Annotated in this window: 5 protein-coding genes and 1 pseudogene; 2 read left to right on the forward strand and 4 right to left on the reverse strand. The window is 66.8% G+C overall.

The genetic code is table 11. The annotated features are described in order from the left end of the window. Nucleotides 1-3: 3 nt before the first annotated feature. Complete coding sequence (locus ACX40Y_RS12905; RefSeq protein WP_459119977.1) at nucleotides 4-1,017, reverse strand: serine hydrolase domain-containing protein; 1,014 nt, start codon at nucleotides 1,015-1,017, stop codon at nucleotides 4-6. Further along, nucleotides 1,017-2,591: an MFS transporter gene (locus ACX40Y_RS12910; RefSeq protein WP_459119978.1), complete on the reverse strand. Its 1,575-nt coding sequence runs from the start codon at nucleotides 2,589-2,591 to the stop codon at nucleotides 1,017-1,019. Before ACX40Y_RS12910 ends, ACX40Y_RS12905 begins: the two co-directional genes overlap by 1 nt. A gap of 213 nt (nucleotides 2,592-2,804) precedes the next feature. Here ACX40Y_RS12910 and ACX40Y_RS12915 point away from each other — a divergent pair, with 213 nt between their 5' ends. Further along, nucleotides 2,805-5,825: a TonB-dependent receptor domain-containing protein gene (locus ACX40Y_RS12915; protein ID WP_459119979.1), complete on the forward strand. Its 3,021-nt coding sequence runs from the start codon at nucleotides 2,805-2,807 to the stop codon at nucleotides 5,823-5,825. A gap of 50 nt (nucleotides 5,826-5,875) precedes the next feature. Here the strand turns inward: ACX40Y_RS12915 and ACX40Y_RS12920 are convergent, their stop codons facing one another. Further along, nucleotides 5,876-6,238, reverse strand: coding sequence for a hypothetical protein (locus tag ACX40Y_RS12920; RefSeq protein ID WP_459119980.1), 363 nt, complete (start codon nucleotides 6,236-6,238; stop codon nucleotides 5,876-5,878). A 1,674-nt stretch (nucleotides 6,239-7,912) separates the two neighbouring features. Between ACX40Y_RS12920 and ACX40Y_RS12925 the strand changes: the two are divergent. Continuing rightward, nucleotides 7,913-8,500: pseudogene (locus ACX40Y_RS12925) on the forward strand (Dyp-type peroxidase); the annotation flags it as partial. Nucleotides 8,501-10,169: 1,669 nt separating this feature from the next. Here ACX40Y_RS12925 and ACX40Y_RS12930 read toward each other — a convergent pair. Continuing rightward, nucleotides 10,170-13,079: an ATP-binding protein gene (locus ACX40Y_RS12930; RefSeq protein WP_459119981.1), complete on the reverse strand. Its 2,910-nt coding sequence runs from the start codon at nucleotides 13,077-13,079 to the stop codon at nucleotides 10,170-10,172. Nucleotides 13,080-13,132: the final 53 nt, after the last annotated feature.

Consider the following 13,132-nt stretch of genomic DNA (forward strand, 5'->3'; position numbering starts at 1 on the left):
CCCTTAGTCCAGTCGGTCCCACGCCGCGATGACGGCATCGCCGGTCGCCGGCCGAAGCGCGAAGATGCCGCTATCGGCATGGCGGCTGGGATGAACCCGGTTGGTCAGCAGCGCCCAGCCAATCCCCCGTTCGAAATCGATCCAGAGACCCGTCCCCGTAAAGCCCGTGTGCCCGATCGTTTCGTCGGAGCAGGCGGGCCCGCCGGACCAGCCATCGAACCGCCGTTCCCAGCCGCAGGTGCGATCGCCGTTCTGGCGGGCGCGGATCGCGCCCAGCATCGCCGCACTCGCGCCGCTGCCATCGAGCAGGCCGCGCGCGAAGTCGAGCACGCCGTCGATCGTGCCGAACAGGCCGGCATGCCCCGTCTGCCCGCCCATCGCGGCGCAATTCTCGTCATGGACTTCGCCCTCCAAAACGCGGCCGCGCCACTGGCAATGCTCGGTCGCGACGACCGGCAATCCCTCGATCGGGCCGTAGCGCAGCCCGTCCCCGAGCGGCCAATCGCCGAGCGGGCGCCCGGTGATGCGTTCGATCGCGATGCCCAGCAGGATGAAGTTGATGTCCGAATAGACGGGCGTATCGGTCTGCGCCCACTGCCGTTGCAAAACGAAGGCACGAAGCCGCGCGGGATCGTCGCCATAGGTATAGATCGGCTCGACCGCAGGAAGCCTGGTGCGGTGGGTCAGGCAGTCGCGGAAACTGAGCGTTCGTTCATAGGCGCCGGCAACGTCATATTGGCGGAGATCAGGAATCGCGCTTGTCAGCGGCGCATCGAGATCGAGCAGCCCCTGATCGGCCAGCCGCAGGATCATCGTCGTCGTCGCAATCACCTTCGAGACCGATGCAAGATCGAACCAGTGATCGCGGGTAAGCGGTGCCGGTGTCGGCAGCAGCCTGGCCATGCCCGCATGGCGCACCCAGCGCCTGCCATCGGCGGCGACGATGCCCAGCGTCGCGCCGGGTATCCGCCCGGCGGCCACTGCCTGCCCGGCAGGTTCGAACGCCGCGTCGATCATCATGGCTCCACCGCCAGATCGTCGGCACGCGGCGACGCCCGCAGGATGAACGGCAGGAACACTAGCGCGGCAACGCTCATCGTGCCCGCCATGATGAAGAACCCGTCATAGCCGATCGCCTGCTGAAAGCTGCCCGAAAGGCCGGCGAGCAGGCGCGGCAACAGAAAGGCGAGCCCCGACAGCAGCGCATATTGCGCACCCGGAAAGCGCGGGTTCACCAGCATCGACAGATAGACGACGAACACCGCGCCTTCGAAGCCATGGCCGAACTGATCGACCGCCATCGCCAGATACAGGTCGAAATCGCCCTGTGAAACGGCAAGGCCGCCGATCGTCATCAGGATCGGTCCGCCGGGCGCCTGATGCGCAAGCCAGGCGAAGATCCAGTTGCTGAGCGCGGACATCACCGCGCCGATCACAAGGGCCCGCCCCATCGGCGCGCGCGCCGCCAGCCATCCGCCCAGCGCGACGCCGAGCATGCTGGAAATCAGCGCGACGGCGCCGTCGGCGACGCTGATCGCTTCGAGACTGTAGCCGAGCGCATTGAACAACGGGTGCGACAGCGTCAGCGCCATCACATCGCCCATCCGATAGACGGAAACGAACAACAGGATCGGGATCACCGCAAAGCCATAGCGCCAGGCGATATCGACATAGGGCCCGATTGCCGCCGATCGCCGGGCGGGCGCCGATGGCCCGAGGCCGCGCAGCCACGGCACGGCCGCGCCGATCGCCAGGAACGGCAGCAACGCCACCGCGAACACCCAGTATTTGACGCGATCCGGGTTATCGAGGCCCAGCGAGCCGAGCCCCGCGAGGAGCCCCGCGCCCACCGCTGCCGTTGCGATGGTGACCGCGAGCAGCAGGACGATGCTCGCGAGAATGCCGGTAACCAGGGCCGCGCCGCGCCCACCGCCATGCCCCGCGTCCGGGCGCATTGCGGCGAGGATGGGGAAGGGGAGGAAGGCAGCGGCGGCAATGACGAGATAGGCGATCGTCCAGTCGCTCTTGGCTGCGATGTAGATCGCGCCGCTGCCGGCGGCGACCATCGCGCTGCGATATCCCCAAAGATTGGCTGCGACCAATGGCCCCTGCTGTTCGGCGGTGGGCGCGAGCTCGATCCGCCATGCGTCGGCCGCCACCTCCAGCGTGGTCGTCCAGAAGGCGAGCAGCACCGCGAACAGCGCGGTGACCGGCAGGTTGGAGTCGGCGGCGGTGAACGCCATCGCCGTCATCGCGCTGACGATGCCGAGCTGGGCGAGCATGATCCATCCGCGCCGTTTTCCCCAGAAACGGCCAAAGCCCGGCACGTCATACCGATCGAGCAGTGGCGCCCAGGCGAACTTGAACGTGGGAAGCAGCGCCACCCAGGCGAAATAGCCGATCGTGACGATATCGACGCCATGCTTGGCGAGGCGCAGCAGCAGCACCGCGTTGAACATGTAGAAGGGCAGACCGGCGGCGAAGCCGAGCAGGAGATAGAGGGCGAGGCGACCGACCCCCGGCCTGATCGGCGCATCCGCGCCGCCCCCGGGCGGCCTTGTACCATCCGCAACGCTTAAAACCGCCGCCAAAACAGATCCCCCAACCGGCCAGCCAAGCGGTCAGGCTCGTCCGGGCGGGCGCATCCGTCAATCCCCGCCCGTGACGCTTGTGTTGCATCCGTGTCACGCATGATGCCGGTACGTTATGGATTCGGAAACAGAAACTATGGCGCGCCGCAACATTCTTGTTACCTAATGTTGCGGTTCGCAACGGGCGGCGGATCTGTGGGGGGAAACGAAATGATGGACGGTAAGGTCTTCAGGCTGGCGCTGGTGTCCAGCACGGCATTCTGTGGGCTGATGGCGATGTCGCCCGCTGCGGCACAGGTTGCCGGCGACAGCGCCGAGACGCAGGAGGCCGCGACCCCGACTGGCGTGGAGATTCCCGCAAGCGAGGCGCGGTCGGATCGGGACGCGCCGGGCGAAATCCTGGTGACCGGATCGCGCATCAAGCAGGATCCGAACAATTCGGCGCTGCCGCTGCAGATCATCAGCACCCAGGAAATCGAGCGCAACGGCATTTCCAGCCCCGAGCAGCTGATCATGTTCCTGACCGCCAACGGCTCGGGCGCGGACAATCTGGCGTCGAATGCCGATGTCACCTCGGGCGCGCAGCGTGGCACCAACGGCCTGTCGGCCGCCAATCTGCGCGGGCAGGGCAGCGCGGCGACGCTGGTGCTGCTCAACGGACGCCGTGTGGCGGCGCACGGCCTGTCCGGCGCTGCGGTCGACGTCAACCAGATCCCCTTTGCGGCGATCGACCGGGTGGAAGTGCTGAAGGACGGCGCGTCCGCGATCTACGGCACCGATGCGATCGGCGGCGTGATCAACTTCATCACCAAGAAGGATTTCAAGGGGCTGTCGCTCCAGGGATTCACCGATGTCACCGAACAAGGCGGGGGCAATATCTATCGCCTGTCGGGCACGACCGGTTTCGGCGATCTCGACAAGGACGGCTTCAACATCATGGGTGCCGTCTCTTATAGCTGGAACAAGATCCTGCGCGGCTCGGATCGCGATTTCGTCAACGGCAACCAGCCGGAGCGGGGCCTGTCGATCGATACGCGCGGCACGCCGATCGCGACGATGTTTCCGCTCAATCCCAACGCCAATGGCGGCTATGCGAGCGGGACGCTGTTGGGCGGCAGCAGCGGTGCCACTGCGTTGCCGGGCCTGGGCACCAACGGGGCCAAGGCATCCGGCGGCATCAACATCCTCGATCTCCCCGGCGGTGCGGGTTGCGATTCGATGGACGGCGGCATGGCCTATGACGAGCAGCTATGGAATGCGCCGAACAATCAATATGCCTGCGCCTGGGATACCGGCCGCGCGGCGGTGATCCAGCAGCCGCTGGAGACGCTCACTTATTATGCGCGCGGCGTCGTCCGCGTTGGCGGCGCGCACGAGGTGTCGCTGGAGCTCACCGGATCCGATGCCAACTCCGCCAAGATCTTCTCCAACGCACAGATTTCGGGAAATACGTCGAACCTACCGGTCGCCTATCCGCTCAACGACCTGACGGCGGATACCTATAACGCGCTTTACAATGCGCTGATCTCGGCTTTTCCCAATGCCGGCATCCAGGCCAATTACGGCAAGCCGATCGCCTATCGCTGGCGCTGCATCGCGTGCGGACCGCGCGAGTATAAAACCGAAACCAAGACGTTCCGCGCGGCGCTGAATGCAGAGGGGCCGCTGTTCGCGAACTGGAACTATCACGCCGGTGCGTCCTATGCGCGAAGCGAGTCCGAATCGTTGCTCGGTTCGGGCTATTATTATCGCGGCACGCTGAGCAACGGCACGCCCGACCCGTTGGCACCGACGGCGCCGGGCGCGAGCGCACCCGGCCTGTTCGGCCTGCTTAACAGCGGCATCCTCAATCCGTTCTCGCTCGATCAGAGCCAGGCCGCGCTCGACGGGCTTGAGGCGATTTCGGCCGAGGGCGTGACGCTTTATGGCGGCCGCTATTCGGTGAAGCAGGCCGATGCGTCGATCGCGGGATCGCTGTTCCGGCTGCCGGGCGGCGATGTCCAGCTGGCGGTGGGCGTCGACTATCGCCGGGAAACCTATACCTTCAACGGCTCCGACGCGGCAGCTGCCGATGCGCCGGTGATTTTCCTTGCCGCGTTCGACAATGTGAACGCGCTGCGCGAGAAGAACCGCACGGTGAAGGCCGCCTATGCCGAAATGCTGGTGCCGTTGCTGCCGGGGCTGGACGTGACCGGCGCGGTGCGCATCGACGATTATACCGGGTTCGGCACGACGACCAATCCGAAGATTTCGGTGAAGTATCGGCCGATCGACCAGTTCATGTTCCGCGGTTCGTATAACACCGGCTTCCGCGTGCCGACCTTCAACCAGATTTTCAACGGCGTGACCGAATCGCCCTATTCGGGCAGCGACCTGGTCGATCCCATTCGTTGCCCGAGCGGGGTAGCGAGCGCCACCGATCCGAATTGCGCGTTCATCCGGCCCAATATCTGGACCGGCGGCAACGCCAATCTGGGGCCGGAGACCGCAAAGCAGTTCAGCATCGGCGGTGTGTTCCAGCCGACGCGCGACATCAGCCTGTCGGTCGACTGGTGGTCGATCGCGGTCGACAACACGATCCAGCTGCTGACGCTGCGCCAGCTGATCGAGAACGCCTCGCTGTTCGAGGACAATTTCATCCGCGATCCGGTGACGCAGGAAATCGTGACGATCGACGACCGCTGGGTGAATGCGGGTTCGCGGCGGACACAGGGCCTCGAATTTTCGGCGCGCGCCGGCATGGCGGCGCTGGGCGGGCGGCTGGCCGCGGGCCTGGACGGGACGCTGCTGCTCAAGAAGCGCGAGAAGCTGACGGCGGATTCGGCCTATGGCCCCAGCCTGATCGGCCGGTTCACCTTTGCCGGCGATCTCGGCAATCGCTGGAAGCACAATGCGTTCATCAGCTATTCCACCGATGATGTGCTCGTCTCGCTGACGCAGATCTTCCGGTCGGGCTACAAGAACTATGCGCTGCCTGGCATCGAGGCGGGCACCGTGACGCGGCCCGGCTACAACGAACGGGTCGATGATTACATCATCTACAATCTGGCGGTGACCTATACGGGTCTGGCGCCGGGTTATACGCTATCGCTGGGGGTGCGGAACCTGTTCGACACCGATCCGCCCTTCGCGATTACCTATGACGGCAATACCGGCGCGGGAAGCTCGTGGGAGCCGCGTGTCGCCGATCCGCGCGGCCGTTCGTTCACCGTCTCCGCGCAGGTGAAGTTCTAAGTTCCGGGGGAGCGCCGCCGGGTCAGTTCCGGCGGCGCATGCCCAGGCGATTATTGAAAGATCCGCGCCGATTCAGGGAGCAGTTCGTCGACCTGATGCGTCAGGTCGAACAGATCCGACAGCGCCTCCTGGCCGTCGCCAAGACGGGTGACCGCTAGGATCTTGTGCGTGGCGCCGACGGTGGCGAGTGCGGCGGCGGCGGTGCTGGGATGGCGGGCGATCTGCGCCTCGTTGCGGTGGACGCGCAACAACAGCCAGGCGAGCTTGTGGGCGGCATCGATCAGCTGGATGCGCTCCGACGCCAGGAAGGCCCAGCTCCCCGTCGCCTCGACCACGGCCGTCGACAGCGAATCGAGCGCGTCGGCCAGTTGCCGGGCACCCGCCGGGCGGTGCGGCGCGGGCGAAACGCCCACGCTATTGCCATTGCGGCGCGCTGGCGGGCGTGTCCGGCGCGTCGGTATCGGAAGCGATGGGTGGGACGGTATCGCGGACATCTGTGAACCCCTTGATCTTCCACCGCCTTGCGCCCGACCTCGCAATAGGGCGGTGACGTAGCGCACACGCGCGCTGTGAGTTTTCGCACACCAAGCGGTGGCGCCGCCGCGAAGTGCGAAAACTCACAGAATGTTTCGGCACCGTTCATGCACATTGGCAGCCGGGGAGCGGGCCGTTCGGCTGGCGCAACGGCGGGGGAAGTGGCTGTGAACAAGCTGATCAGTAGCAAGCATCTGGAATCGGTGAGCGATCTGACGCTCACGGCACCGATCCGCCGGGGGTTCGTCGACTCGTTCGAAAGCGTGACGTTCGAATCGCGGCTGCGCATGGTGCTGAAAGGGTTGTTCAAGCTGCGCGCGACGGCGCGGGAGCATTCGCTGCGCCAGCCATTCGTCGACACCTCGGCGCGGATACACTCGCTGCTCGACTATCGCATCGCCATTCTCGATACCGAGCCCAAGCGCGTGCTGCTCGCGGCAACGTTCGACCGGCCGTTCGAGCCCTATATGCGGCTGATCTGGAACCCGCTGGGGCCGTTGCTCGATCTGATCTTCTGCAATTGCGAAGGCTATGTCACCGCCACCGAGCACGGCTTTCCCGACTATCTGAAATGGGTGCGCGACAGCCAGGTTGACAGCAACTTCTTCTATTCGGCGAGCGGCCACAGCGTCGACGATGTGCAGTATGCGCTGCAGATCGAGCGGCTCGAGCGCGAGGCGAACAAGCGGGTAAGGGCGACCGGGGTGACGGTGGAGGATGCCGAGGCTGCGGCCCGGCGGCTTCGCGAATCGCCGGAAACCAAGCTGGAAAGCGACCGGCTCGGCGTCGAGGCGCTGGTTGCGCTGTACCGGCTCACCGACGTCTATCCGCCCGATCACCGCGAGGGGGATGGCCGCTATCTGCTATGGGCCGCCCAGCATCTGCTCAAGGGCTGGAACACCCAGGCGCTGGCGCCGGTGCATCAATTGGCGGTGCACGAGCAACTGCAATGGCTGGCGCAGCCGGGCGCACCGGATCTGGCGAACGGGCATGTGCCGCGCCTCGGCTATCAGCCCAAGGATGTGCAGGGGGGTATCATCCACAGCTATGGCCGCGGCAAGCGCCCGGTGCAGCATGGCGCATTGCTGATGATGCGGATCACCGACCCGGCGGCGGCGCGGCGCTTCGTTGCGCAACTGCCGGTCGAGAGCGAAGCGACGGCGGACCCTGACGACGATACGCTCTGCACCAACCTGGCGTTCACCCGTCACGGCCTCGTCAATATCGGCCTGTCCGACGACGATCTCGCCCGGTTCCCGCAGGAATTCCGCGAGGGGATGGAGGAGCGCTCCGGCCTGCTCGGCGACCTGCGCGAGCATCATCCCCGGCGCTGGCGGTTGCCGGCGCGAAACTGGCCTGCGGGGGACGCGGGGCCGAAGCCGATGCCGGTGGTCGAGATGAGCGAGATCGACATCGTCGTCCAGCTTCGCAGCACCCATCGCCACAAGGGCGAGTATCGCGTCGGCGATGCGACCCATCCGCTGCATGCCGAAATCGTCAAGGTCGCCACGCTGGGTGCCGAGAACGGCGTGCGCCTGCTGTCGGTGCAGCCGATGTCGCGCACCGCCGGTGGCACGGGCAACGAGCATTTCGGCTATGCCGACGGGATCAGCCAGCCGCATTATGCCACCGATGCCAACGCCGATGCCAAGGCGCTGCCGCTGGGCGATCTGTTCTGGGGCTATTCGAACAGCCGGACCGATGCGCCGCCCACGCCCAGCGCCGTGCTGGACAACGGCACGTTCCTGGTCGTGCGCAAGCTTCGCCAGGATGTCGCGGCCTTTCGCGCCTTCGTCCGCGAACAGGTGGAGGCCGGCCGGGCCTCGTCCGAACAGTCGCTGATGGGCAAGATGATGGGGCGGTATCCGGATGGGACGCCGCTTGCGAATCCCGGCCTCGGCGCGCGCGGCAACAATTTCGACTATGACGACGATCCCAAGGGGCTGCGATGCCCGCTCCAGGCGCACATTCGGCGGGTCAATCCGCGGCGCGAGGCACAGGATGCGAGCAATCTGCCGTCGCCGCGCATCCTCCGGCGCGGCATGAGCTATGGCCCGCTTTATGACGATGATCCCGACGCCGAGCGCGGCATCATGTTCATGTGCTACAACGCCAATCTGTGCGAGCAGTACGAGACCATCCAGCGCTGGGTGAATGGCGGCAATCCTACCGATGTGGCGTCGTGGCAGAATGATCCGATCATGGGACTGCCGCCGGCGGAGGGGCCATCGGTGTTCGCTTTTGCCGATGGCGCGCGCACCCGCCGGGTGACGCCCGAGACGTTCGTGACGCTCGAATGGGGCGCCTATCTGTTCGTGCCGTCGATGGCGGCGATCCGCTACATCGCCGACAATCCGGGCTATCGCGACGAGGGCGCGAGGGCGAATGCGCGGGAACAGGTCTCGCTGGCGGCGGGGCGCCGCAGGATCGCGCAGCTGCAGGAACTGGCGGCGGGCTCGCCCGATCAGCGCGGCGAAGCGGCCGAGCGCTGGAAGATCGAGATCGAGGACTTCGCCGCGAAGGATCCGGGCGAGAAGGACGAGGCACGCGGGCTGTGGGCGGCGATCCGCGCCGATCATGGCGGGGTGATCCGCGCGCCCTATGGCATGTGCAACGAGGTCGCGTCACCGGACGAGGTGGTTCTTGTCGGCAGCCGCGATCTGGTAATGCACGTCTATAACGATCCCGACGGCGTCTATTCGATGTCGGGACAGATGGATCGGATGCGCCAGTCCTTCGGCGAAATCTTCCTCGGGATGGACGAGTCCCCCGAATATCACGAAAAGGCGGACCGGGTGAACGCCGCGATCTTCGAGATCAGCGAGGAAGAGGCGTTCAACATCTCGCGCATGATCACCGACCAGTGGCTTGGCTTCGTCCGCAAGGAGATGGACGGCGCGTTCGAGGGCGGGGTCGAGCTGGACCTGCGCCGCGACTTCATCAATCACGTGCTGGCGGGCGTGTGCAATGCGTGGTTCGGCGTGCCCGACGGTTTTCCCGTCCCGCAGTTCCACGAACATGCGCTCGACCGGTTCGACGTGCCGCATGTGCTGGCCGGCGGCTGGGGCTGGGCGCCGATCGGCAGTGGCGCGGGCGAGCGGGTGCCGCACTGCCCCGGCGATTACATGTCGCCGTCCCGCTACTGCTTCTATCCCGATCCGCATCCGCGCGTTCAGGCCTATGGCCAGGCGCATGGCCAGGGGCTGCGCGCGGCGGTCCGCGATCATTTCCAGGCGCTGCGGCGGCAGGGCAGGGTGCCGCAGGCGCGGCTGGCCAAGGCGATGGCGGAAATCTTCACCGACGACGATGAGCTGGCACGCACGCTGATCGGCGTGATGACCGGCTTCCTGCCGCCGGCCGATGGCAGCCTGCGCTGGGCATTCTACGACTGGCTCGAGGAAAAGACGCTGTGGCGCGTTCAGGATGAGCTGCTCGCCCAGCGCGATCTTTCCCCTTACCAGCGTGCCAAGGCGGCGCTGTGGAAGCCGCTGGCGCTCACCATGCAGAAGCGCCCGTCGCCCGACATGCTGTGGCGCACGGCGACCAGGGATCATATGCTCGGCGGCGTGCCCGTGAAGAAGGGCGAGCGCGTGTTCATCAGCATCGTCTCGGCGATGTCGGAAGATGCGGCCTCGGGCGTTCTTGACATCTGCCCGATCTTCGGCGGCGAGCGGCAGGCAAGCGGCGGTGGCGTGACGTTCCCGCTCCACGCCTGCCCCGCCTACAAGGCGGCGATGGGAACGATGCTCGGTCTGGTCAGCGGGCTGTTCGAGGCGGGCCGGATCGAGGCGCTGCCCGCGCCGCTGCTCGTCAAGCTGAGTCCGCCGGCACCGGTAACGGGGGGAGCCGGACCGACGCCGCCGGTCGCATCGAAAGCGCCAGCATCGCCTGCGAACCTTGACAAGGGCTGCCCTGTGCATCGGGCGGCGGAGTCGGCGTAAGCGCTGCCCGGAACCAGCCGTTGACCGCAAGATCGTGAACGGCGCCACGCTCTTGTGCAGCGCGATCCGCCCTGTCGAGCCAGTGCCCGGCGGGGCGGCGCGTCCCACCGATCGGAGCGATCCGCGCAAGCGCCCGCAACGCCATCGCCTCGCCCAGCCGATCGCGCCGGTAACCGCGCCGCAAGGCGCCAGCGGCGGCGTGGCGGGTTTCCGCGATCCGACCTGCGGCGGCGGAAACATCGGCAAGCCAGCCATAGGCCAGCGAGATGAACTGGTGACGGCCATTCTGCGCCAGCCAGTTGAGCGTATCGTTCAGCACCGGTGCGGGGTCGAATGCGGGATCGACCGCCCACTGGGCATAGGCGGTCATCGCGCGGCTCATCGCCAGCGAATAGCGGCTGCCGACCAGCTGTGACAGCTCGGCGCTTTGCTCCGCGAGTGCCAGCGCATCCTCGAAGCGATACTGCCACAGACATACCGCCGCCCGTTGCGTTCGAACCGAAAGCTGGATTTCGCGCGGTGCGCCAGCGGCGGCGGCCATCGCCTCGTCGAAATGCCCTTCGGCTTCATCGAAACGCCCGAGATCGCCAAGCGCCAGCGCTTTGCACGACAGCGAATAGGCAAGGCTCGACGACGGGCGGTTGAGCCCGCTGGCCCGTCGTTCGGCGATCGACTCGTCGAGCAGTTGCAGCCCGGCCGCATAGTCGCCCGCGGCCGCGCGCGCCTGACCGAGCACGGCCCGGATCTGCCCCACAAATGCGCGGTCCTGCGTGGCAACCGCCGCGAGCAACGCTTGCTCCTCGTGCGCGATGGCGGCCATTGGCTCGCCCAGGCCATAGTGAATGAAGCCCAGCCAGTAATAGGCCCATGCCCGCGCGGCGCTGTCGCCCAGTTCATCGGCGCGCTCGACCGCGCGGCGAAAGATTGCGAGTTGATCGTGATTGGGATCGAAGACGCCGGCGCGCCCGTAACGCTGGGCGATGCGGCTCCACCGGATCGCGTTTTCGGCCGATGGCGGGAGGCGATCAAGCGCCGCTAGTGCCGATCGGTAATGCGATTGCGCGCGATCGAGGGCCGAAAGCGACAGCGCCCGATCGCCGGCGCGCTCCGCATAATCAGCCGTCATCGCATCGTCCCCGGCGCGCGCATAATGGCGTGCCAGCACCTCGACCGGCAGGGCCGCGGGATCATCGGCGTAACTTCGCGTGAGCGCCTCGGCGATCCGCATGTGCAGCCGCTGGCGATCGCGGAGGCCGATCGCCTGATAGATCGCGTCCCGCGTGATGCCGTGCTTGAACCGGAGCGTGCCGGGACGTTCGCCGGGGAACAGGAAGTCCCCGTCCGCCAGCCGGGCCAGCCTGGCTTCGTCGGCCGCCGCGGGATCGATTGCCGTCAGCAGCGAACGATCGACGACGGCGCCGATGACCGAAGCGACGCGGAGCAATTCGGCGTCGTCTGCCGCGAGCTGCTGGAGCCGCGACTGGACCAGCGCGTCGATCCAGGCGCTGGCGGGGAGCGGCTGCGCTGCGTGCCTGCCCCCCTCGATCGAATGGCAAATCTCTTCGATGTATAGCGGGTTGCCGCCGGATGCCGCTCGCACGTCGCGCGCCAGGATCGGGTCGGCGGCGGGCACCAGGGCTTGCACGATTCGATCGGCATGGGCCCCGTCGAGCGGGGTGAGTTCGATGACGTCCGCAGCCACCGGCGCCGCCGGCGTGCGGACGGTCAACAGGATCAGGAGCGCGATGTCGTCGCGGGTGCGAAGCCGCGCGAGCAGCTCTCTGCTCGCGTCATCGGCAAGATGCCAGTCGTCGATGAACAGGATCAGCCGGGCATGCTGCGCAGCCGATACGATCGCGCTTTCCAACCCGTCCACGGGGGTCGAGAGCAGGTCCGCCGCACCCTTGGCGATCTGGACGAATGGCAGCAACGGCGCCCCGCCGCGTTCGCATTCGCCGCGCAGCACCTCGTAGCCCTGCGCCGCGGCGGCGCGAAGGCATTCGTCGGCCAGCCGGGTCTTGCCGACGCCGGGCGGACCGGACAGCGCGACGACCTCGACCCCGCCGATCATCGCACGGGCGAGCGCGCGGCCGATCCTGGTGCGTTGCGGGCCACGACCAACGAACGGCGTCAGTCCCTTGCGCACGCTCGCGCCGTACCGGCCGCGCACTTCGGTGGCGCGAGCCGTGACGAGCAGGGCGGGGACGGGCAGTTTCCGGCCCTTGATCGTGATCGGGCGGCGACTGAATTCGAACCGGTGACGCTCGGGCCCGAGGGTCGCGTCGCTGACCAGGATCTGATCCGCCTCCGCCGCATCGCAAAGCCGCGCCGCCAGGTTGGTCGCAGAGCCGGGCAGCTCGTATCGGCCGCCGAGCGCGTCGCCCGAGCGCAACAAGACCAGTCCGGAATGGATGCCGGAATGGAGACGAAGTTCAACGCCGCGGCGTTCCCACTCGGCGCTGTGCGTTCGAATCCGGTCGTGCAGTTCGATTGCGGCATCGACCGCGTGGACGGCATCATCCTCGGATGCGAGTTCGTGGCCGAAGATCGCGACCATGCCGTCGCCGCTGATCTGCGCGACCGCACCGCCATGTGCCGCCACCACCGTTTCGTACGCACGGCGCAGCAGGGCGAGGATCTCGTCATATTCCTCGGCTTCGAGCTGGTTGGCGATCGCGGTCGAGCCCGAAAGATCGGCGAACAGGATGGTCAGATATCGTCGCTCGCCCGGCGCGCGCGCCGTCGATTCCAACGAAGCATCGCCCGTCTGACGATTCATGCCGGCCCCCCTGTGCCCCCCTATATGGTCGAAAGCGCGGCGATCGGGCAAGC

The organism is Sphingomonas sp. RS6, assembly GCF_054489705.1.